General features: G+C 72.0%; 19 protein-coding genes. 10 read left to right on the top strand and 9 right to left on the bottom strand.

The genetic code is table 11. The annotated features are described in order from the left end of the window. Position 1: 1 nt before the first annotated feature. Both ABD831_RS02945 and ABD831_RS02940 read right to left on the bottom strand, forming a co-directional pair. The gene (locus ABD831_RS02945) at positions 2-829 is read right to left on the bottom strand and encodes a caspase family protein (RefSeq protein ID WP_344941261.1); all 828 of its coding nucleotides are present in this window, start codon (positions 827-829) and stop codon (positions 2-4) included. Positions 830-976: 147 nt separating this feature from the next. Further along, the gene (locus ABD831_RS02940) at positions 977-1,225 is read right to left on the bottom strand and encodes an SCO4226 family nickel-binding protein (RefSeq protein ID WP_142176265.1); all 249 of its coding nucleotides are present in this window, start codon (positions 1,223-1,225) and stop codon (positions 977-979) included. Between the two features lie 123 nt (positions 1,226-1,348). On the opposite strand from ABD831_RS02940, the gene ABD831_RS02935 reads away from it, so the two are divergent. Then, positions 1,349-2,248 (top strand): alpha/beta fold hydrolase, encoded by a 900-nt coding sequence (locus ABD831_RS02935; RefSeq protein WP_344941257.1) that lies wholly within the window; start codon positions 1,349-1,351, stop codon positions 2,246-2,248. 71 nt (positions 2,249-2,319) lie between these two features. Then, complete coding sequence (locus ABD831_RS02930; protein ID WP_344941255.1) at positions 2,320-3,513, top strand: glycine C-acetyltransferase; 1,194 nt, start codon at positions 2,320-2,322, stop codon at positions 3,511-3,513. Positions 3,514-3,525: 12 nt separating this feature from the next. Here ABD831_RS02930 and ABD831_RS02925 read toward each other — a convergent pair whose 3' ends face one another. Further along, the gene (locus ABD831_RS02925) at positions 3,526-3,954 is read right to left on the bottom strand and encodes a pyridoxamine 5'-phosphate oxidase family protein (protein WP_142176272.1); all 429 of its coding nucleotides are present in this window, start codon (positions 3,952-3,954) and stop codon (positions 3,526-3,528) included. Positions 3,955-4,079: 125 nt separating this feature from the next. Between ABD831_RS02925 and ABD831_RS02920 the strand changes: the two genes are divergently transcribed. Together ABD831_RS02920 and ABD831_RS02915 are read left to right on the top strand one after the other, a co-directional pair. Continuing rightward, positions 4,080-6,122, top strand: a complete 2,043-nt coding sequence (locus ABD831_RS02920) for an NAD(+) synthase (RefSeq protein ID WP_344941252.1) — start codon at positions 4,080-4,082, stop codon at positions 6,120-6,122. Between the two features lie 10 nt (positions 6,123-6,132). Then, the gene (locus tag ABD831_RS02915) at positions 6,133-6,633 is read left to right on the top strand and encodes a GNAT family N-acetyltransferase (RefSeq protein WP_344941249.1); all 501 of its coding nucleotides are present in this window, start codon (positions 6,133-6,135) and stop codon (positions 6,631-6,633) included. Between the two features lie 14 nt (positions 6,634-6,647). On the opposite strand, the gene ABD831_RS02910 is transcribed toward ABD831_RS02915, so the two are convergent. Continuing rightward, entirely contained in the window at positions 6,648-7,688 is a 1,041-nt protein-coding gene (locus ABD831_RS02910; protein ID WP_344943011.1) for a zinc-dependent alcohol dehydrogenase family protein, read from the bottom strand. 26 nt (positions 7,689-7,714) lie between these two features. After that, positions 7,715-8,182 carry an Hsp20 family protein gene (locus tag ABD831_RS02905; protein ID WP_142176276.1) on the bottom strand — a complete coding sequence of 156 codons (468 nt, stop codon included), beginning with the start codon at positions 8,180-8,182 and terminating at the stop codon, positions 7,715-7,717. 127 nt (positions 8,183-8,309) lie between these two features. Here ABD831_RS02905 and acsA point away from each other — a divergent pair, with 127 nt between their 5' ends. The 5 genes from acsA to ABD831_RS02880 all read left to right on the top strand — a co-directional run bounded on the left by acsA (position 8,310) and on the right by ABD831_RS02880 (position 13,794). After that, positions 8,310-10,163, top strand: coding sequence for an acetate--CoA ligase (gene acsA / locus ABD831_RS02900; RefSeq protein WP_344941244.1), 1,854 nt, complete (start codon positions 8,310-8,312; stop codon positions 10,161-10,163). After that, the gene (gene pdhA / locus ABD831_RS02895) at positions 10,160-11,173 is read left to right on the top strand and encodes a pyruvate dehydrogenase (acetyl-transferring) E1 component subunit alpha (protein WP_344941241.1); all 1,014 of its coding nucleotides are present in this window, start codon (positions 10,160-10,162) and stop codon (positions 11,171-11,173) included. Before acsA ends, pdhA begins: the two co-directional genes overlap by 4 nt. Positions 11,174-11,235: 62 nt before the next feature. After that, complete coding sequence (locus tag ABD831_RS02890; RefSeq protein WP_425582787.1) at positions 11,236-12,216, top strand: alpha-ketoacid dehydrogenase subunit beta; 981 nt, start codon at positions 11,236-11,238, stop codon at positions 12,214-12,216. Further along, on the top strand, positions 12,209-13,516 hold the full coding sequence (locus ABD831_RS02885; protein WP_344941235.1) for a dihydrolipoamide acetyltransferase family protein: 1,308 nt from the start codon (positions 12,209-12,211) through the stop codon (positions 13,514-13,516). Before ABD831_RS02890 ends, ABD831_RS02885 begins: the two co-directional genes overlap by 8 nt. Before the next feature lie 5 nt (positions 13,517-13,521). After that, complete coding sequence (locus ABD831_RS02880) at positions 13,522-13,794, top strand: acyl carrier protein (protein ID WP_344941232.1); 273 nt, start codon at positions 13,522-13,524, stop codon at positions 13,792-13,794. Positions 13,795-13,848: 54 nt separating this feature from the next. On the opposite strand, the gene ABD831_RS02875 is transcribed toward ABD831_RS02880, so the two are convergent. The 3 genes from ABD831_RS02875 to ABD831_RS02865 form a co-directional block, all read right to left on the bottom strand. Further along, a complete protein-coding gene (locus ABD831_RS02875) occupies positions 13,849-16,116 on the bottom strand; it encodes a DEAD/DEAH box helicase (RefSeq protein ID WP_344941229.1) in 2,268 nt (755 codons plus the stop codon). A 284-nt stretch (positions 16,117-16,400) separates the two neighbouring features. Then, entirely contained in the window at positions 16,401-17,147 is a 747-nt protein-coding gene (locus ABD831_RS02870) for a GAF and ANTAR domain-containing protein (protein WP_344941226.1), read from the bottom strand. Positions 17,148-17,262: 115 nt separating this feature from the next. Continuing rightward, complete coding sequence (locus tag ABD831_RS02865) at positions 17,263-18,012, bottom strand: VIT1/CCC1 transporter family protein (RefSeq protein WP_344941222.1); 750 nt, start codon at positions 18,010-18,012, stop codon at positions 17,263-17,265. 179 nt (positions 18,013-18,191) lie between these two features. Here ABD831_RS02865 and ABD831_RS02860 point away from each other — a divergent pair, with 179 nt between their 5' ends. After that, positions 18,192-21,428 (top strand): response regulator, encoded by a 3,237-nt coding sequence (locus ABD831_RS02860; protein ID WP_344941218.1) that lies wholly within the window; start codon positions 18,192-18,194, stop codon positions 21,426-21,428. 105 nt (positions 21,429-21,533) lie between these two features. On the opposite strand, the gene ABD831_RS02855 is transcribed toward ABD831_RS02860, so the two are convergent. After that, the gene (locus ABD831_RS02855) at positions 21,534-22,214 is read right to left on the bottom strand and encodes a hypothetical protein (protein ID WP_344941216.1); all 681 of its coding nucleotides are present in this window, start codon (positions 22,212-22,214) and stop codon (positions 21,534-21,536) included. Positions 22,215-22,276 lie beyond the last annotated feature (62 nt).

Here is a 22,276-nt window from a genome sequence, read left to right as displayed (position 1 = left end):
TTCAGCCCGTCCCGGACAGGAAGGTCTGGTCGAGGCGGGGAGCGCGGCCCTCGAGCTGCGGGACCTGGTCGTAGTTGCCGCTCAGGCCGGCGAGCGTGCGCGCATGGAGGGCGCGGTAGGTCGCCTGCGGGTCCTCGCGCATCGCGCGGACGAGGTAGTAGGTGAGGGCGCCGTTGTAGGTGCCGTCGATGTCGGCATCGGCCGAGGTCTGGTCGTCGCGGCAGCCGCTCACGAGGGTCTCGGCGATGTCGACGACGTGGACGTCCTGGTTGCGGCGACGCCGTCGGGACCGCCGCGGCGTGCCCGTGGAGTCGCCCCCAGCTGCCTCGTCGTCCGGGTTCGGAAGGAAGCGCGGGATGACCTCCGGCGGAGGGGCGTCCGGCCGCGCGGGCGCCCGGGTGTTGCTGCCCGAGTGGCAGCAGTCCATGACGACGGTGAGCGAGGCGCCGGGGTCGAGTCGGTCGAACGTCGTCCGGAGCCAGTCGTCGGTGAGGGGGTCGTTCCAGTCGAGGTCGGTCGGGCAGAGGATCTCGTCACGGTCGTCGGTCGTCTCGTCCCCGTTCGTGTCGGGGACGTTGGAGCCGTGGCCCGAGTAGTGCAGGTAGAGCACGTCGCCCGGCCGGCCCGAGTCGACGAGGTCGCTGATCGCCTGCGTCATCGCGGCCTTGGTCGCGGCGCCGTCGAGCAGCATCGTGATGTCCGAGTCGGCGAAGCCGTAGAGCTCTGTCAGGGCGCCGGCGATGTTGTGGACGTCGTTGACGCAGCCGCGCAGGTTGGCCCCCGGGATCGCGTACTCGTTGACCCCGATGAGCAGCGCGCGCTTGGACATGGTGGACTCCTTCGACCACGGCCGTAGCAGGCGCAACGGCCCCTGCGAACCAGTGTTCTCCCCAGGGACCGGTGATACACCCGGTTCGGGAGGAAGTGCGCCGGCTCCTGACGGCTCCCGGCGGCCCCCTGACCTCGTGCCCGACGATCAGGCCGTGACGGTGATCTCGTGGATCTCGTCCGCCGGGTGGCCCGTCCGCTCGTGGATGCGCCTGACGGCGTCGGCGCTCGGCCCCTCCGACAGGCAGAACACGTGGCCGGTGTTGGGGTCGGCCCAGGCGTGCTTGAAGACCACGCCCTCGTCGTCCTGGATGTCGAGGTCGGCCTGGTGGGCCTCCATCAGGGCCTCCGAGGTCACCCCCGGCATGTTGGTGTGCACGTCCATGAACTCTGGCATGTCGTCGCCTCGCTGACTCGTCAGGTCCCCCGAGGAGTGATGGGGCCACGCTACGCCCGCGTATGCGTGCCCGTGGCTGTTCGTGCGGACCCGCACGCCCGGTCGGCGTGGTTGCATGAGGTCATGGCCCACCACGACACGCAGCTCGTCCGGACCGCCGACGGCCGGGACCTCGAGGTCCTCGTCACCGGTCCGGCAGATGGGCTCCCGCTCGTCTTCCATCACGGCACGCCGCAGGCCGCGGTGCCCTTCGGCATCCTCGAGCGGCCGGCGACCGAGCGCGGGCTGCGCACGATCACGTACTCGCGGCCCGGCTACGGGCGTTCGACGCCGCGGACCGACGCGGCGACCACGGCCACGGTCGGCGACGACGCGGCCGACACCGCCACCGTGCTCGACGCTCTCGGCCACGACACCTTCGTGACCCTCGGCTGGTCGGGCGGCGGGCCCCGCGCGCTCGCCTGCGCGGCGCTGCTGCCCGGCCGCTGTCTCGCTGCGACGTCGGGCGTCGGGATCGCACCCCCGGACGCCGACGGCCTCGACCTCACCGCGGGGATGGGGCCGGAGAACGTCGCCGAGTATGCGGCGACGGCCGCGGGTCCCGACGCGCTGACCGCCTTCCTCGAGGAGCACGGGACCCCGGTCCTGCGCGCGACCGCCGACGAGATCGTCAGCGAGCTCAGTGGGCTGCTGCCCCCGGTCGACCGGGCTGCGATGACGGGAGAGCTCGGCGACTACCTCGCCGCGGCGTCGCGGCACGCCGGCAGCCAGGGAATCGTCGGCTGGCGGGACGACGACCTGACCCACACCAGGGCCTGGGGCTTCGACCTCGGCGCGATCGAGGTGCCGACCGCCGTGTGGCAGGGCACCGAGGACCTCATGGTGCCCTTCGCCCACGCCCAGTGGCTCGCAGCGAACGTCGCCGGCGCGCGAGCCCACCTCGTCGAGGGTGAGGGCCACGTGTCCCTGCTCATGCGGATGGGCGACATCCTCGACGACCTGCTCTCGATGGTCCGTCGGTAACGGCCGACGGGGCGGCATACGCTGGGTGGCGCCAGGCCCCCGCCATCCGACACGACCCGCGAAGGACACCGATGTACGGCTCAGTCAAGGACGAGATCGCCGCGACGTTGCAGGAGATCAAGGACGCCGGCCTCTACAAGAACGAGCGGGAGCTGACGTCGCCACAGTCGGCGCACATCACGACCCGCAAGGCGGAGGCGCTCAACTTCTGCGCCAACAACTACCTCGGCCTCGCCAACGACCCCGGCGTCGTGGCGGCGTCGAAGCGGGCGCTCGACGAGTGGGGCTTCGGCATGGCGTCGGTCCGGTTCATCTGCGGCACCCAGACGCTGCACACCTCTCTGGAGCGCCAGCTCAGCGAGTTCCTCGGGACGGAGGCGACGATCCTCTACTCGTCGTGCTTCGACGCCAACGGGGGCGTCTTCGAGGTGCTCTTCGGCGCCGAGGACGCGATCATCAGCGACGAGCTCAACCACGCCTCGATCATCGACGGCGTGCGCCTGTCCAAGGCGATGCGCTACCGCTACAGGAACGCCGACATGACCGACCTGCGCGCCCAGCTCGAGGCCGCGGTCGCGGCAGGCGCGAAGCGCAAGGTCGTCGTCACTGACGGCGTCTTCTCGATGGACGGGTCCTACGCCCCGCTCGAGCAGATCTGCGACCTGGCCGACGAGTTCGGCGCCATGGTCTTCGTCGACGACTCGCACGCAGTCGGCTTCGTCGGCGACGGTGGCCGCGGCACGCCGGAGCTGTTCGGCGTCATGGACCGCGTCGACATCCTCACCGGAACCCTCGGCAAGGCGCTCGGCGGCGCGTCGGGTGGCTACGTCTCCTCGCACCAGGAGGTCGTCGACCTGCTGCGGCAGCGATCGCGCCCCTACCTCTTCAGCAACTCGGTGGCCCCGTCCGTCGTCGCCGGGTCGATGGCCGCGCTCGAGCTCGTCGAGGGCTCGGCCGAGAAGCGCGAGACGCTCAAGGCCAACACGGCGCTCTTCCACTCCCTCATGACCGAGGCCGGTTTCGAGCTGCTCCCCGGAACGCACCCGATCCGACCCGTGATGTTCCCGGGTGAGGACGGCGCCCGCCGGGCAGCGGAGATCGCCGACCACATGCTCGGCAACGGTGTCTACGTCATCGCCTTCAGCTTCCCGGTCGTGCCGCGTGGCAAGGCGCGCATCCGCGTGCAGCTCTCGGCCGCGCACTCCGAGGCGGACGTGCGTGCGTGCGTCGACGCCTTCGTCGCGGCCCGGGACGCCGTCGGCTGAGCCGTCAGCCGGTCAGCCGGTCGGCAGGTCGCGCAGCCAGGGCCGCGTCAGGTCGAACCTGCGCCCCGAGATCTCGTCCACCTCGATGGCGACGACGATGGACTTCGGGGTGTCGACCCACGGCCGCACCGGGAGGCGCTCGACGACGTAGGCCGCCTGGCCCTCGAGGGTGCGGGCGCGCCCGCGGCAGATGACGCTGGTGGCGCGCTCCCCGACGATCTCGTCGACCTCGAAGGCGACGTCGGTGTTGGCCGTGACGCCGAAGAGCTTGCTGCCCTCCGCCGTCTTGAAGATGAGGCGCTCACCGTCGACCGCGTAGTTGATCGGCGTGATGTGCACCTCGCCCACGAGGTGGAAGGCCAGCCGGCCGAACTCATGGGTGCGGAGGAAGCCCCAGGACTCCTCCGGGTGAAGGATGTGGACCGGGTCGTGGTCAGACATGGCGACCTCCTTGGTGTGCCCTACGGCGAGTGCCTGGCTACTACCCATGGTAGTAAGAACCGGGTCCGACGCACCGGGCGAGTGACGAGTCCCCGGTCACACGACCCGTGCGATTGACTGTGCCCATGGACTTCTACAGCTCGTGGGCCCAGGGCTTCGCACGCGTCGCCGCGTGCACGCTGCCGATCGTCGCGGTCGATCCCGAGCGCAACGCCGACGCGGTGATCGCCCAGCTGCGCGACCTCGACGACGACGGCGTGGGGCTCGCGATCTTCCCCGAGCTGTGCCTCTCCGGCTACGCCATCGACGACCTCTTCCTGCAGGACACGCTGCTCGACGCCGTCGACGACGCCCTGGCGCGCATCGCCGAGGCGACCGCCGACCTGCGTCCCGTGGTCGTCGTCGGGGCGCCGCTGGAGAAGGGGTCGCGCGTCTACAACTGCGGGGTCGTCATCCACGCCGGCCGCATCATCGGCGTCGCCCCCAAGTCCTACCTGCCGACCTACCGCGAGTTCTACGAGCGGCGCCACTTCGCCCCCGGCGACGACCAGCGCGGCCAGAGCATCGACGTCGCCGGCGACCGCGTGCCCTTCGGGCCCGACCTGCTCTTCCGGGCGACCGACGTGCCCGGCTTCGTGCTGCACGTCGAGGTCTGCGAGGACCTGTGGGTGCCGGTCCCGCCGAGCCACGAGGCAGCCCTCGCCGGCGCGACGATCCTGACGAACATCTCCGGGTCGCCCATCACCGTCTCGCGCGCCGAGGACCGCCACCTGCTCGCCCGCAGTGCGTCGGCCCGCTGCCTCGCGGCCTACCTCTACGCCGCAGCCGGCGAGGGCGAGAGCTCCACGGACCTGTCGTGGGACGGCATGACGATGGTCTACGAGAACGGCGCCCTGCTCGAGCAGAGCGAGCGCTTCCCCGAGGGCCCGCGCGCGTCGGTGGCCGACATCGACCTCGACCTGCTCCGCCAGGAACGGCAGCGGCAGGGCACCTTCGACGACAACCGGCGCACGCTGGCCGGCCGGGTCGACGGCTTCCGCACCGTCGAGCTCGAGCTCGACCCGCCCACCGGCGACCTCGGGCTGCTCCGCAAGGTCGACCGCTTCCCCTTCGTGCCCGACGACGAGGACCGCCTCGCCCTCGACTGCTACGAGGCGTACAACATCCAGGTGTCCGGGCTCGAGCAGCGGCTCCGGGCCATCGGCCAGCCCAAGGTGGTCATCGGCGTCAGCGGCGGTCTCGACTCGACCCACGCGCTCATCGTCGCGGCCAAGGCCATGGACCGGCTCGATCGCCCCCGCAGCGACATCCTCGCCTTCACGATGCCCGGCTTCGCGACGAGCGACCACACGAAGACCAACGCGATCGCGCTCATGGAGTCGCTCGAGGTCACGTGGGAGGAGCTCGACATCCGTCCGGCCGCGACCCAGATGCTCCAGGCGATGGGCCACCCGTTCGGCCGCGGCGAGGAGGTCTACGACGTCACCTTCGAGAACGTCCAGGCCGGCCTGCGCTACGACTACCTCTTCCGCATCGCGAACCAGCGCGGCGGCATCGTGCTCGGCACCGGCGACCTGTCCGAGCTGGCGCTGGGCTGGTGCACCTACGGGGTCGGCGACCAGATGAGCCACTACGGCATCAACAGCGGCGTCCCGAAGACCCTGATGCAGCACCTCATCCGCTGGGTCGTCGCCTCGCGCCAGTTCGACGAGGAGGTGGCCGAGACGCTGACCTCGATCCTCGACACCGAGATCAGCCCCGAGCTCGTGCCCGCCAAGGATGGAGACAAGCCGCAGAGCACCCAGGCGGTGATCGGCCCCTACGCCCTCCAGGACTTCACGCTCTTCCACGTGCTGCGCCGCGGCTACCGACCGTCCAAGATCGCCTACCTCGCGTGGAACGCCTGGCGCGACAGCGAGGCGGGGGAGTGGCCCGCGGGCTACCCGGAGGCCGACCGGACGGCATACGACCTCGCGACGATCCGGCACTGGCTCGAGGTGTTCGTCAAGCGCTACTTCGCCAACCAGTTCAAGCGCTCCGCGCTGCCCAACGGTCCCAAGGTCGTCGCGGGCGGCTCGCTGTCGCCGCGCGGCGACTGGCGTATGCCGTCAGACGTGACCTCCGTCGCGTGGCTCAGTGAGCTCGACGCGAACATTCCTGAGAAGTAAGGCGATCCGAGTGGCATCGAAGATCATCGTTCGGGACTACGACGACGCCGACTGGCCCCGCGTGTGGCCGATCATCGAGGAGGTCGTCCGCGCCGGGGACACGTTCCCGTTCCCGACCGACCTCACGGAGGAGGAGGCGCGCGGCATCTGGCTCGAGAACGGTCCGGGCGGCCGTGTCACAGTCGCCCTCGACGGGGACCGGCTGCTCGGCACGGCGAAGATGGGGCGCAACCGTCCAGGCCCCGGGGCGCACGTCGCTACGGCGAGCTACATGGTCACGGCCGACGCTCGCGGCCTCGGCGTCGGTCGCGCCCTGGTCGTCGACTCGCTCGACTGGGCTCGCGAGTCCGGCTTTGCGGCAATGCAGTTCAACGCCGTGGTCGCCACGAACACCGGCGCCGTCATGCTCTACGAGAGCCTCGGTTTCACGGTCGTCGGCACCGTGCCGCGGGCCCACGAGCTCCCGACCGGGGAGCGCGTGGGCCTGCGCATCATGCACGTCGACCTCTGACGGTCGCAGCGAGCTCAGCTCGTCAACACGACCTTCAGGGCGCCGGTGTCCGCCGCGCGGGCGAACGTGTCGTAGGCGTCGAGGAAGTCATCCATCGCGAAGCGGTGCGTGACGAACCGGGCCAGGTCGATGTGGTGGGCGGCCAGCAGCCGCAGCAGCGTCGGGGTCGAGTAGGTGTCGACGAGTCCCGTCGTGATCGTGACGTTCTTGATCCAGAGCTCCTCCAGGTGCAGGGTGGCCGGGCCGCCGTGGACCCCCACGTTGGCGACAGTGCCACCCGGACGGACCAGGGCCGCGCACTGCTCGAACGTCGGTGCGACCCCCACTGCCTCGATGGCGACGTCGGCGCCGAGACCCTGGGTCAGGTCCCGGACGACCGCGACGGCATCCTCGCGGGAGGGGTTCACCGTGATGTCGGCCCCGAACTGCTTGGCCGCCTCGAGTCGGGCATCGGCCAGGTCGATGGCCACGACGTGCGCCGGACTGAAGAGCTTGGCACCCATGATGGCGGAGAGCCCGACCGGGCCGGCGCCCACCACCGCTACGACGTCACCGGGACGCACCCGGCCGTTCAGCACACCGACCTCGTAGCCCGTGGGCCCGATGTCGGCGAGCATGAGTACTTCCTCGTCAGTCACTCCTTCGGGGACGGCATACGTCGACGTGTCCGCGAAGGGGACCCGGACGTACTCCGCCTGTGTTCCGTCGATCTTGTGGCCGAGGATCCAGCCGCCACCGCCGATGCACTGGCCGTAGCTGCCCTCGCGGCAGTAGCGGCACGCACCGCACGCGGTGATGCACGAGACGAGCACGCGGTCCCCGGGCTTGACGTTCTTGACGCCCGCGCCGACGTGCTCCACGGTCCCGACCGCCTCGTGGCCGAGGATGCGGCCGTCGGTGACGGCAGCGACGTCGCCCTTGAGGATGTGCAGGTCGGTGCCGCAGATGGTGACGGTGTCGACCTTCACGACGGCATCGGTGTCGTCCTCGACGATGGGCTTCGGCACCGTCTCCCAGGCCTTCTGGCCCGGGCCGTGGTAGACGAGCGCGTGCATGATGGATCCGTTGGTGGCCATGGCGGTCAGCTGATCTCGACGTGGGTGGTCTTGGCCTCGGTGGCCTTGGGCATCGTCACCCTGAGCACGCCGTCGGCGAGCGAGGCCGTCACGGCCTTCTCGTCCACGGCGACCGGGAGCACCGCCTCGTAGGCGAAGCTGCCCGACGTCCGGGTCGTGTGGCGCAACGTCCCCTGGCCCTCCTTCTCGGTCGTCTTCGTGCCGCGCACGCTGAGCCGGCGGCCGGAGAAGTCGATCGTGATGTCCTTCTTGTCCACGCCGGGCACGTCGAGCTCGAGCGTGAAGGCGTCGTCCGTCTCGCGCAGCTCACCACCGGGAGCGAAGTCGCCGACCCCCATGGCGGGCGACCACATCTGCTCCATGAGGTCCTGCATCCGGCTGGCCCACGGGCCCAGCTCTCCCCACGAGAACGGGTCGGGCCGCGCCTGGACGGCGCGACGTTCGGGGGCCTTCGACCCGCTGTTGGTGCTCATCTGTCCACCTCTCGATCACGCCGCACGGCATCGGCGGCTCCACGTCCAGTGCACGTCAGGCAGAGTCCCGGGAAACAGGGCCGTTGGTCCCTACCTGCCGTCGGGATGCCCGCGGGACCGTGGTCCCATGGGCGACTTGGCAGTGCACGGCCGCGCCGGGCAGCGGCGACCGATCGAGCACGCGCCCTCGCTGCCGCCGCTCGTCGGCGACTACGAGGCGCGACGGCGGTCCTTCAGCTGGGAGGCGGCGGGGGCGTGGCTGCAGGGTGATGGGGAGGGTCACCTCAACATGGCCCACGAGGCGGTCGACCGGCACGCGGAGGGCGAGCTCGCCGACACGGTCGCGATCAGGTTCCTGGCCCGCACAGCCCCCACGACCGAGCTGACCTACGCGCAGCTGCGCGACCAGAGCGACATCGTTGCGACGGCCCTCCGACGTCTCGACATCGGTCCGGGCGACGGCGTCTGCACGCTCCTGCCACGGTCGCCCGAGCTCTACCTCACGGTCCTCGGCACCCTCAAGGCCGGTGCCGTCTACTGTCCGCTCTTCCCGGCGTTCGGTCCCGAGCCGGTGCTCGAGCGACTGCGCCTCGGCCACATCCGCGTCCTCGTGACCGACACGCCGTCCTACCTCCGCAAGGTGGAGCCGCACCGCGACTCGCTCCCCGACCTCAGGCACGTCCTGCTCACCGATGCCGAGGCCGCCGAGGGTGGCGACGGTGCCGGTGGTCCCCCGGGGACGATGCCGTGGTCGGTGGCGCTGGGAGCCGGCGCGGCGGCATACGACCCCGACACCTTCACGGTGGCACCCACCCGTCCGGACGACCCGGCACTGCTGCACTTCACGAGCGGCACGACGGGCAAGCCCAAGGGCGCCGTCCACGTGCACGAGGCGATCCTGGCCCACCACGTCACGGCCGAGTTCGCCCTCGACCTGCGCCCCGGCGACATCTACTGGTGCACCGCCGACCCGGGCTGGGTCACGGGCACGTCCTACGGCATCCTCGGCCCGCTCAGCTGCGGCGTCACCATCGTGACCGACGCCGCCGACTTCGACGCCCGCCGGTGGTACCGGATCCTGCAGGACGAGGGCGTCACCGTCTTCTACACCGCGCCGACCGCGCTGCGGATGCTGATGCGCACCGGGGTCGGGCTCGCCCACGAGCACGCGTTCCCCGCCCTGCGCCACGTCGTCAGCGTCGGCGAGCCGCTCAACCCGGAGGCCGTCCTGTGGGGCGTCGAGGCGTTCGGCCTGCCGGTGCACGACACGTGGTGGCAGACCGAGACCGGAGCCATCATGGTCAGCAACTTCCCGGGTATGCCGGTGCGCCCGGGCTCGATGGGCCGTCCCGTCCCCGGCGTGGTGGCCGCCGTCCTCGGGCAGGGGGCGGACGGGCGGGCCGAGGTCACGGACGGACACGTGCGCGTGCTCGGGCCCGACGAGGTCGGCGAGCTGGCCCTGCGGCCCGGCTGGCCCTCGATGTTCCGCTCCTACCTCGACGACCCCGACCGCTACGCCCGGGCCTTCGCGGACGGGTGGTACCTCAGCGGTGACCTCGCGCGCATCGACGCCGACGGCTACGTGTGGTTCATCGGGCGCGCCGACGACGTCATCAAGTCGGCGGGCCACCTCATCGGACCCTTCGAGGTGGAGAGCGCGCTCATGGAGCACCCGGCCGTCGCCGAGGTCGGCGTCATCGGCAAGCCCGACCCGCTCGCCGGCGAGATCGTCAAGGCGTTCGTCACGCTCAAGGTCGGGCACGAGCCGACCCCGGCCCTGGCCCGTGAGCTGATCGCCTTCGGGCGCCACCGCCTGGGTTCGGTCGCCCCCCGCGAGATCGCCTTCGACCAGGCGCTGCCGCACACCCGCAGCGGCAAGGTCATGCGGCGCCTGCTCCGGGCCCGGGAGCTCGGGCTGCCCGAGGGTGACCTGTCGACCGTCGAGCGCCCCGCTGCGGACGGTCCGGAGGTGAGGCCATGACCGAGGAGCTGTTCCTCGAGCTGTTCACCGGGCTGCTGCGCGAGATGGTCCGCATCCGCCGCTTCGAGGAGAAGTGCGCCGAGCTCTACAGCGCGACGAAGATCCGCGGCTTCCTGCACCTGTGCATCGGCGAGGAGGCCGTCGCCGTCGGCGTCGTGGGTGCCCTGTCCGAGGCCGACGCCGTCGTGTCCACCTACCGCGAGCACGGCCACGCGCTGGCACGCGGCGTGCCGATGGACGCGGTCATGGCCGAGATGTTCGGCCGCGCCACCGGCTGCAGCGGCGGCCGTGGCGGCTCGATGCACCTCTTCGACGCCTCTCGCCGCTTCTACGGCGGCAACGCCATCGTCGCGGGCGGGCTGCCCGTCGCGGTCGGGCTCGCCCTCGCCGACCACCTGACGTCCGACCCGGCCGTCACCGTCTGCCTCTTCGGCGACGGCGCGTTCGCCGAGGGGGAGTTCCACGAGAGCGCCAACCTCGCCGCGCTGTGGCACCTGCCGGTCCTCTTCTGCTGCGAGAACAACCGCTACGCGATGGGCACGGCCCTCGCCCGGGAGCACGCCGCCACCGATCTCGCGACGCGGGCGGCGGGCTACGGCATGGTGGCCTGGGCCGTGGACGGGATGGACATCCTCGCCGTGCGGGACGCGACGGAGCGGGCGCTCGCGTACGTCCGCGACAGCGGGCAGCCGTGCTTCCTCGAGCTGCAGACCTACCGCTTCCGCGCCCACTCGATGTACGACCCCGACCGCTACCGCACCAAGGACGAGATCGAGCGGTGGAAGCAGCTCGACCCGATCCCGGCGCTCGCGGCCCGGCTCGTCTCGCAGAAGCTGATGACCGTCGACGAGGTGAAGCAGTGGCAGGCGCGGGTCGAGGCCGAGGTCGACGCCGAGATCGCGGCGGCCATCGAGACCGCGGACGCGGCGCCGACGGAGCCGGTCGCGGACCTCACCCGGTTCGTCACGACGCTCCCGGGGGACGGCGCGCGGGTGGGGAGGGCGTCATGAGCAGGCATCCCGCGACCGCCACGAAGGCCCGGCGAGCCGCCGACACGGCCGGCCAGCCCTCGGTGACCACGACGTACCGGGAGGCCCTGCGCGAGGCGCACCGCGAGGCGCTGTCGGCCGACCCCCGGGTCTTCCTGCTCGGCGAGGACGTCGGGCGCTACGGCGGCTCCTTCGCCGTCAGCCTCGGGCTGCTCGAGGAGTTCGGTGAGGAGCGCATCCGCGACACGCCCCTGTCGGAGTCGGCGTTCACGGGCGCCGGCATCGGCGCCGCCCTGCGGGGTCTGCGCCCCATCGTCGAGATCATGACGGTCAACTTCAGCCTGCTGGCCCTCGACCAGATCGTCAACAACGCCGCGACCCTCCGCCACATGTCGGGCGGGCAGCTGTCGGTCCCGCTCGTCATCCGCATGACGACCGGGGCCGGGCGTCAGCTCGCCGCGCAGCACTCGCACAGCCTCGAGGGGTGGTACGCCTCCATCCCGGGCATCCGTGTCCTGGCACCCGCGACGCTCGAGGACGCCCGCGGCATGCTGGCGCCGGCGCTCGCGGACCCCGACCCCGTCGTGATCTTCGAGCACGGCTCGCTCTACAACCTCTCCGGCACCCTGCCCGCCGAGCCGGTGGCCGTCGACATCGAGCACGCCGCCGTTCGTCGAAGCGGCACGGACGTGACGATCATCGCGTATGCCGGGGGGCTGGCAAAGGCCCTCGCCGCCGCGGACCTGCTTGCGGCAGAGAGCATCTCGGCCGAGGTCATCGACCTGCGCGTGCTGCGCCCACTCGACGACGCGACGATCGTCGGCTCCGTCTCACGGACGCACCGGGTCGTCGTCGTCGACGAGGCGTGGCGCACGGGCAGCCTCTCGGCCGAGGTGTCGGCCAGGATCGCCGAGCAGGCGTTCTACGAGCTTGACGCCCCGGTCGAGCGGGTCTGCGGCGCAGAGGTCCCCGTGCCCTACCCCCACCACCTGGAGGAGGCGGCCCTCCCGCAGCCCGCCGACATCGTCGCTGCCGCACGCCGGGCGGTGGGTCCCCGTGGCTGAGTTCCGGATGCCGTCGCTCGGCGCCGACATGGAGTCGGGGACCCTCGTCGAGTGGCTCGTCAAGGTCGGGGACCCGGTCCGCCGCGGCGACATCGTGGCGGTCGTCGAGACGCCCAAGTCGACGGTCGAGGTCGAGTGCTTCGACACGGGCACGGTCGAGGACCTGGTCGTCGAGGAGGGCCAGCGGGTGCCGGTGGGAGCGGTGCTCGCGCGGCTCGGCGACGCGGGGGCCGTCGCAGTTCCGGCGGCTCCGCCGGCCCCGGCAGCTCCGGAGCCGTCGGCGCCGCCCACACCGGCAGCGCCGGAGCCCGTGGCGCCGTCCACGCCGGTGGTGCCGGAGCCCGCTGCTGCTGCGGTCCCTGCTGCAGCGCCGTCGCCCATGGCCTCCCACCGGGCCCGGGTGTCCCCGCTCGCGCGCCGCATCGCGGAAGAGCAGGGAGTCGACCTCGGAACGGTCACCGGCACCGGCCTGGGGGGCGCGATCCGCGCGGACGACGTGCGGCGCGCGGGACGGCATACGACCCCCTCGGCCCCGTCGGCCCCGTCGGCCCCGTCGGCCCCGTCGGCCCCGTCGGCCCCGTCGGTCCCTCCGGCGCCGAAGGTCACCGCGTCGCCGGCACCCAGCACGGTCGCCCAGGCCAGCGACATGCGCCGGAGCATCGCGGCGCTCATGACGGTGTCCAACCGGGAGATCCCGCACTACCACCTCACGCTCACCGTCGACCTCCAGCGGAGCCTGGCCTGGATGAAGCAGCGCAACCGCGAGCTCGAGATGGCCGAGCGGCTCGTGCCGGCGGCGCTCCTCCTCGCGGCAACCGCCCGGGCGGTCAGGGCCGTGCCCGAGCTCAACGGGCACTGGGTCGACGACGCCTTCCGACCCGCCGCGGAGGTCGACCTCGGCCTCATCCTCTCGCTGCGCACCGGGGGCCTGCTCGTCCCCGCGATCGCCGGCGCCGACCGACTCACGGTCGACGAGACGATGGCGCGGGTCCGGGAGCTGACCCGCAGGGCCAGGGCCGGGAGGCTGCGCGGGTCGGACCTCGTCCAGCCGAGCATCACCGCCTCGAACCTCGGTGACCAGGGTGTCGACAGCGTGCTCGGCGTCATCTACCCGCCGCAGGTCGCGCTCGTCGGCTTCGGGGCCGTGAGCGACCGGCCCTGGGCGGTCGACGGGATGCTCGGCGTGCGCCCGCTCGTCACCGTCAGCCTGGCCGGCGACCATCGGGCGAGCGACGGTGCGACGGGCTCACGGCTGCTCAAGACGATCGACCGACTGCTGCAGACCCCGGAGGAGCTCTGAGCCGCATGACCGAGACCCCTGTGACCCCTGAGAGCCTGAGGACGATGCTCGAGACCGTCCTGCGCGAGATCGTGCCCGACGCCAGCCTGGACGGGCTGCCGGGCGGGACGGACCTCCGCGAGACGTTCGAGCTCGACTCGCTGGACTTCGTCGAGCTCGTCGAGCGGCTGGGCAAGCGGGCCGGCTTCCGGATCGAGGACGACGACGCCGACCAGCTGCGCACCATCGACTCCGCCACGACGTTCCTGGCGCGGCGGTCGGCCGGGGCGCCCCACTGACGCGTCGCCGAGGGGCGCGTCCCGAGGCCGGTCTGGCCCCGGGACGGCGAGCTCTCAGCCGGCGCCCGGCTCCACCAGGGCGTCGTGCAGCAGGGCGACGAGGGCGTCGACCTGGAGGGTGTCGCCCGAGGTGATCTCCTCGTCGCTGCCGTCGAGGGCGCGCGCGGCGAGCCCCTGCTTGGCGTCGATGAGCTCGGCGATCTTCGAGTCGATGGTGCCGGAGGCGAGGATGCGCCAGGCGGTGACCGGCTCGTCCTGCCCGATGCGGTGCACGCGGTCGATGGCCTGCTGCTGCTCGGCAGCCGTCCAGGACAGCTCGGCGAGCACGACGTTGGAGGCGGCGTGCAGGTTGAGCCCCACACCGGCGGCGGTCAGCGAGCAGACCGCGACGGCGACGTCGGGGTCCTTCTGGAACGCGTCGATGGCCTCCTGCCGCTGCTTGGAGGTCTGCTCGCCGCGGACGGACACGGTGCGCAGGCCCGCCGAGGCGAGCACCCGCTCGGCCGCGTCCATGACGTCGATGTGCTTGGCGAAGAAGACGACCTTGCCGACAGAGTGCGAGAGCTGCACGGCGTAGTCGGCAGCGAGCGTCGACTTGGCCTGTCCGATGCGGCGCACGAGGGAGAAGACGTTGTCGGTGCCCTTCTCGCCCGACGTCGACCGCAGCTCGGCCGCGGCGACCCGGCGCATGAGGTCGGTGTCCGGCTCGTCGTCCTCCTCGCGTCCCTCGCCCTGGGCCAGGAGGGCACGGTAGCGCTGGGCCAGGCGACGCCCGAGGGCGCGCTCGGCCTCGCGGACCGAGCGCCCGAGGTCGTCGTCGAGCTCGACGGTGATGTCGGCGATCCGCTTGTCGGGCAGGTCCTTGGCGACGTCGACCTTGCGGCGACGCACGATGCCCATGTCGATGACGGCGCGGCGGGCCTCGGGATAGAAGGCGCGGTCGGCGGGGGTGTGTCCGGTGTCGTCGAGTCGGCGAGTGATCTCGGCCGTCGGCTTGCCGTCCTTGATCCATCCGAGGAAGCGCCAGATCGCGTCGAAGTCCTTGACGTCGTTGATCAGCGGCGTGCCGGTGAGGGCCATGAGCAGCGGGTTGCCGCCGGGCGTCGTCGCCCGCAGCCGGTCGCCGAGCGCGAGCACCTGCTGCGAGCGCTGCGACCCGAGGTTCTTGATGAAGTGCGCCTCGTCGACGACCATCGAGCGGAAGCCGAAGCTCGACAGCCACCCGAAGTGCCGGTCGAGGATCTCGTAGTTGACGACGAACACGTCGGCGAAGGCGTCGACGTCGTTGCCGTCACCGTGGATGACGGTGACGCGGCGCTGCGGCGTCCAGCGCTCGACCTCTCGGGCCCAGTTGATCTTCACGACGTTCGGCACCACGGCCAGCATCGGGTAGGCGCCGGCGATCGAGGCGGCCATGACCGACTGGGCCGTCTTGCCCAGGCCGGGTTCGTCGGCGAGCAGGAAGGTGCGGTGACCTTCCTGGACGCTCTGGAGGAACCGGGACTGGTGGACCATGAGCTGTGACCCGGGCGGGGAGAAGCGGTCGATCTGCGGGGTCGGCGGCAGCTCCATCGAGGCGGCCTCACCCCCGGCGCCCTGCTCGAAGGCGCGGTAGAGCGGGCTGAGCAGGTCCCAGCCCGCCAGGCGGCTCGGCAGGTAGTCGCTCTGGACGCGGCCCAGGTCGGGCGTGAGGAACGGGTTGGCGAGCGCCCGTGACGGGACCGACTGCGGCAGCACCTGACGCGCCGCGATCTGCGCCGGGACGACCGGGCGTGGCGGCTCGGGGGCCTCGATGACGAGGTCCTCCTCGGCGAGCTCGGCGCCCGACTCGAGGAGCCAGTCGCGGCGCATCTGCTGCGCGGCGGGACCGGGCTTGGCGTTGGCGTCGAGGAGCGTCAGCAGGCTCGTGTCGCGGGCCGCGACCTGCGCGAGGATGGTCGCGATGCCGTCGAGGCGCTTGAGCAGGTCGGCTCGCGTGGCCGGCGGGATCGAGGTGTCCTCCCGCACGCGGGAGCGCTCCGAACGCATGAGCAGCGCCACGACGAGGAACTTGGTCCGGTTCGTCGGGCTGGCCTTGCCCTTGCTGGAGACCCGGGCCTCCACCTCGCGGACCCGGCGCGCGAGCACGGGGATGAGCGGGGCCGGCTCGTCCTTGCGCTGGGTCGTCTTGCGCTGGCTGGTGTTCTGGCCCTGCTTGGAGCCCTGCTTGGAGCCTTGCTTGGAGCCTTGTTTCGAGCCCTGGCCGGAGCCTTGGCTGGAGCCCTGGTTCGAGCCTTGACTGCCCTGGCCGTCGGTCGGTCGGCGGCGGACGCGCGTTGCCATGTTCCTCCTGATGACGCGGAGGACGTCGAGCGGGCTGGCCCCCGGGCGACACCCTGACTGGCTGAACCGGTGTCGGCGGCGGACTCGGCTCGAGTCCCGGTGGACGCGCCATCGCGCGCCCGATGTCCCGAGCGCCGGACCGGCGGATGCGCCGCGGACGGGCGCTGGGACACCTCGACTCTACAGCCCCGGCAGCCGGGCGCGGTTCGAACCCTGGAGCGAATCCGGCAGCGAATCCTCGAGCGCGGCGCCGATCGGCGACGGTATCGGTGACGTGAGCGGGTTCAGCGCTTCAGCAGTCCCGTCTGGGTCAGCTCCTCGGCCACCTCGAAGAGCTTGCGGTTGTGGTCCTGGCTGATCCGGACCAGGATGCCGAACGCCTGGTCGGCGGTGACCTTGAAGCGTTCCATCAGGATGCCCTTGGCCTGCCCGATGAGGTCGCGACGCGCGAGGGCGATGTTCAGGTGGTGGACCTTGTCGGCGCCGGCGAAGGCCACGGCGGCGTGACTGGCGAAGAGCAGGCCCACGTGCTCCGACTCGTCGGTGAAGCTGTCGGGGGTGTAGCTGTAGAGGTTCAGGGCGCCCAGGTTGTCGTGCTCCACCCACAGCTGGATCGAGAGCATGCTCGCTGCCCCCAACGCCGACGCGCGCGCGGCGAACTTCGGCCAGCGCCCCTCGTTGGCCATGTCCGGCACACGCACGGTCTCGTCCTCGTAGGCGGCGTCGATGCAGGGTCCCTGCCCGGTCTCGGTCTGCACGGCGTCGACCTTCGCCGGAAGGTCGCCGGAGGGGTGCTGGGAGCTGACGTCACGCCGTCCGATGGTGACGCTGATCGAGGCCTCGTCGACACCGGGAATGAGCTGGACCGCGCCCCTGACGATCTCGTCGAGCATCAGCCCGCGGTCGTCCTCGCCCTGCGCGCGCCTGGCGAACTCGCTCAGCTGCTGGGCCAGCTGGTCATCGCCCAGAGCGCTTCCGGTGTCAGCGCTGGACGGCTCCCCTCGGCCGTCCTCGTCGTCCTGGAGTCCCATGACCGGAGCCTAGGCCAACGCTGTCGCGCGCTACCAGCGCGTGAGAAGGGGATCGGGCAGGCCCCTGCGGCAAGTGGTGTCCTCGAGACGTCCTGCCTGCGAGAGGCCGACGCACTCAGCCCAGGTTGACCCCGACGAGCGCGCCGATGGCATACGTCACGCCCATGGCCAGGAGGCCGCCGGCGACGTTGCGCAGGACGGCCCGGGTGGCGGGGCTGCGGCCCAGCCGTGCGCTGGCCCAACCGGTGAGGGCCAGGGCGGCCGCGACGCTGAGGACGGTGACGTGGATGCGGAAGGAGGCCGGGCTGAAGGTGATGGTCAGCATCGGCAGGAGGGCCCCGACGACGAAGGCCAGCATCGAGGCGCCGGCCGCGTGCCACGGGTTCGTCAGGTCGTTGGGGTCGATCCCGAGCTCGGCCTCTGCGTGTGCGCCGAGCGCGTCGTGCGCGGTGAGCTCCTCGGCGACCTGGGCCGCGAGCTGACGGCTCATTCCCTTGGCCTCGTAGATCTGGGTCAGCTCCTCGAGCTCGCCCTCGGGGTCCTCGTGCAGCTCGCGCGTCTCGAGCGCGATCAGGGCCCGCTCCGAGTCGCGCTGGGTGCTGACCGAGACGTACTCGCCGGCAGCCATGGACACCGCGCCGGCGGTCAGGGCGGCGATGCCGGCCAGCACGATGACGGCCTTGTCCGCGGTCGCCCCTGCGACGCCGACGACGACGCCTGCCGTCGAGACGATCCCGTCGTTCGCGCCGAGGACGCCGGCCCGCAGCCAGTTGAGCCGGCTCCCCACGTTGGCGTCGTGCGGCTCGTCACGGTCGTGGTTCGACCCGGCTGGCGTCGGCTCGTCGGACGCTCGGACCTCGGACATGTTCGTGGTGCTCCGATCAGTGGTGTTGCTCGGGGTGCGTGGTGAAGCGCCCGCCGCCTGACACTGATCGTCGCACCCGCCCCTCGGGGTGTCACCGTAGGTGAGGCTCACCTCGGCGCTGCCGTGCCGACATCCGCCACGTACGAGCGCCGCGGCGCCGCATGCGCAAGGATCGGGACATGTCGGGCGTTCGGGGCGAAGGCGGGGCTGTGGAGGATGACCTCTACCGCTGGATGGTGGCGGCCTCGCCCGACGGCCTCTGGGTCATCGACGAGGAGGGTCTGACCGTCTTCGCCAACGCGCGGATGGCCCAGATGCTCGGTCGCGACCCGTCCGAGATGGTCGGCTTCTCGGTCTTCGACGCGGTCGACGAGGTCGGCAAAGGCCAGTTCCGCCACCACCTCGACGAGCTCGCCTCCAAGGGTGAGCCCGGCGACAACATCGAGTGCAGCCTCCTCGACGCGCACGGCGACCGCTTCTGGGCGCTCGTGTCGCACACCCCGCTGGTCGACGAGAGGGGCGTCCACCGCGGCTGGATGCACCGTGTCAGCGAGCACAGCGCCCAGCGCAAGCTGCTCGACCAGCTGGCCGAGGCCCAGTCGATCGCCAAGATCGGCAGCTGGGAGTGGGACGTCGGCGCCGACCGGGTGTCGTGGTCCGACGAGCTCTACCGCATCTACGGCCTGGACCGCACCGACCTCACCCCCACCTACGAGGGCTTCCTGTCGCGCATCCACGCCGACGACCGCGGCCACGTGTCCGACGTGGTCGGGGCCGCCCTCGCGTCCGAGGACTCGTTCGAGTTCGACGCCCGGGTCGTGCAGAGCAGCGGCGAGATCGTCTGGATCCGCGGCCGGGGTCTCGTCACCCGGGATCCCGAGGGCCGCGCGATCCGGATGGGCGGCACGACCCAGGACATCACGGAGAAGAAGGACGCCGAGCAGGCGCTTGGTCTCATCACCGCCATGGCGACGGCGGCCAACGAGTCCGCGACGCTCGACGAGGCGCTCCCCGCCATCTTCGTCGAGGTGGCCCGGCACACGACGTGGCGGCCCGTGCTGGGCTCGGTCGTCGACGCCGAGGGCAACCTCGCAGAGCCCATCCGCGCCAAGGAAGGCACCGGGGCGAGCACCCTGCCCGTCGAGGTGGGGATGGAGTTCGCGGCCCGGGCAGCCGCCGACCAGGCGGTCGTCGCAGAGCTCTCGCCCGACGGCACGACGATCGTGGCGGTACCGGTCGTCAACGAGGGGCGGGTGGCCTGTGTCGTCGTGCTCGACATGCGCAGCGCCGCGCCGCCGGTCGCGTCCGACGCTACGACGATCTCGCAGATCACCGCCCTGTTCGCGCGTGTCGCCGACCGGGAGTGGACGGCCGAGCGCCTCGAACACGCCCGCGACGCGGCCATGGAGGCCTCGCGCGCCAAGTCCGAGTTCCTCGCGACGATGAGCCACGAGATCCGCACTCCGCTCAACGGCGTCATCGGGCTCTCCGAGCTGCTCGGCCGCACCGAGCTGACGCCCTACCAGCGGCGGCTGTCCGACGGCATCGACCAGGCCGGTCGCGTGCTGCTCGGTCTCGTCAACGACATCCTCGACCTGTCGAAGATCGAGGCCGGGCGTCTCGACCTCGAGTCGGTCGACTTCGACCCGGCGGCCGTGCTCGAGCGCAGCGTCGCGCTGCTCGCCGAGCGGGCCCGCGCCAAGTCGCTCGACCTGTCGGTCTCCCACGGCCCCGAGGTCCCGTTCCTCGTGTCCGGCGACCCGGTGCGCTTCGGGCAGGTCGTCGCCAACCTCACGACCAACGCCGTGAAGTTCACCGACGTCGGCAGCGTCGTCGTCCACCTGGGCCTCGAGCGCATGACTGCGGCGGGGCCGGTGCTGCGCGTCGAGGTCACCGACACCGGCGCGGGGATCGCCCCGCACGTCCGCTCCAAGCTGTTCGAGTCGTTCTCACAGGGTGACTCCTCGACGACCCGCGAGTACGGCGGCACCGGCCTGGGCCTCGCGATCAGCCGACAGATCGTCACGGCGTTCGGCGGCGAGATCGGGGTCGAGAGCGAGCCTGGCCACGGCAGCACGTTCTGGTTCACCGCGGCGTTCGAGGCGGCCACGGCAGGCAGCGTCGGTCGCTCGGAGTCGCAGGCCGCGGCGGTGTCGGGCCTGCTGGTCCTCGTCGTCGGGGCCGACGTGGCGCACCGGGCGCGCATCGAGGAGCAGTTGAGCGCCTGGTCGATGACGGTGACGTCCGCGGCGTCCGGCGTCGAGGGCCTCGTGCAGCTCGACCGTGCCGTCAGCAGTGGCAGCCCCGTCGACGTCGTCGTGCTCGACGACCCCGCCTCCGGCGCCACCGGCCTGCAGGTCGCCCGGATGATCCGCTCCGACGACCGCTTCGCCGGCGTACGCGTCGTGCTCGTGTGCGCGCACGTGCCCCCGCCCGACGTGGCGAGCGCCAAGGAGGCCGGCGTCGACGCGATCCTGACGGCGCCCGTCATGCCCTCCTCGCTCTTCGACGCCATGGCCGACCTCGTCGGGCGGCACCTGGCGACCGAGTCGGCGCGCCCCCTCGGCGTCTCGCCGGGATCCGAGGGACACCTCGGCACGGTCCTCGTCGTCGAGGACAACGAGGTGAACCAGCTCGTTGCCCAGGGGGTGCTCGAGAGCCTCGGCTATGCCGTGGTGCTCGCCGGCAACGGCGTGGAGGGCGTCGAGGCCCATCGCACGCACGGGGACGAGTTCGTCGCCGTCCTGATGGACTGCCAGATGCCGCAGATGGACGGCTACGCGGCCACCCGCGCGATCCGGAGCCGGGAACAGCAAGGGCACCACCTGCCCGTCATCGCGATGACGGCCTCTGCCATCGCGGGGGAGCGCGAACGCTGCCTGCAGGCGGGCATGGACGACTTCCTGACCAAGCCCATCGACGTCGCCCTCCTCGCGTCGACGCTCCGGCGCTGGGCCGGGGAAGGGCCTTCGCCGCGGTCGCACGGGGCTGTGCCTGTCCCGACCGGTGCCCGCGACGAGGCCGCTGCTGCAGCGAGTGCCGCAGAGGCTGCCAGCGCCGCGGTGCTCGACCACGGCCGCCTCGAGGAGCTGCTCGACGTCGACCCCGGTGACCCGTCGATGGTGCTGCGCTTCATCGACCGCTTCGGGATCGGTGCCCAGCAACGGCTCGCCGAGCTGCGCCAGGCCCGTGCCGCAGGTGACGCCGAGGCCCAGGGCCGGGTCGCCCACGGGCTCAAGGGAACCGCCGCCAACCTCGGGGCCACCGCGCTCGCCGACGCGTGCCGCATGGTCGAGGAGCTCGGGGCTGCCGGCCAGCTCGCCGACGAGGCGCTCGTCGCCCACGTCGCGGACGAGCTGGACCACGCCGTCACCGCCCTCGAGGACTACGCCGCAACCCTCCGCCGCCCCGGCTGACGTCGCGCGGACTCGCCAGCGCCTGCACGCCGTCGCGCCTGCGGCACGCCGTGCACCGTGTGTGGCTGGCCCTACGTGGCGAGGCCGGACGGGGTAGTCGTGGCGTCAGGTCGTCCTGGCGCCGTCGGATGCGCCCGTGCCCGAGTCGTCCTGGTCGTCGGAGAACGGGTCCGTGCCGAGGCCGCCCTGGCTGTCCTGGCCCAGCTGCTGGAGCAGGTCCTGCGGGTCGAGCTGGCTCAGCTGGTTGGGATCGAGGCCGCCGAGCCCGCCACCGGGTGCGCCGTTCTGGAGGTTCGGCAGCTGCTGAGGGCTCGTTCCCTGCTGGTTCTGGAGGCCCTGCTGGTTCAGCAGGCCACGCTGCCCCCCGGGGAACTGGAAGTTGCGGCCCCCGCCCGGACCGCGGAAGCCCGAGTCGTCGCCGGCCGAGCCCGCCGGCATCGCGGCCGCCGCGGCGACCGCGCCGGCCGAGGTGAGCAGGATCGCGAGGCCCGCCGTCACGGCCGTCTTCTTCGCGTTCCAGCGCGGCCCGTCGCCCGAGCCTGACCCTGCACGAGCCGGGAGACCCGTGGGTGAGAGCGGCACGCCCGGCCCGGCGAGCGGGGCCGCCTGGCTGGGCGACGCGGCATACGCGTACGGCGTGGCAGGTGGCGTCACCGGGATCTCGCTCGTCGAGGCGGTTGGGAGCTGCTGCGTGTCGTCGGCGGTCGGCGGACGGCTCGGGTCGAACTGCGGGAGCACCGGCTCCGGCTGCTCGGCCGGAACCTGTGGCGTGGACTCGTTGCTCATGGCCCTCACGGTCCGGCGGTTGGCTGTGCGGGTGCTGTGGCAGACCCATCGGGTGGCTGGGA

The organism is Terrabacter ginsenosidimutans (genome assembly GCF_039539425.1).
GTDB classification, from domain to species: domain Bacteria; phylum Actinomycetota; class Actinomycetes; order Actinomycetales; family Dermatophilaceae; genus Terrabacter; species Terrabacter ginsenosidimutans.
This window is presented reverse-complemented; position numbering and strand designations above follow the sequence as displayed.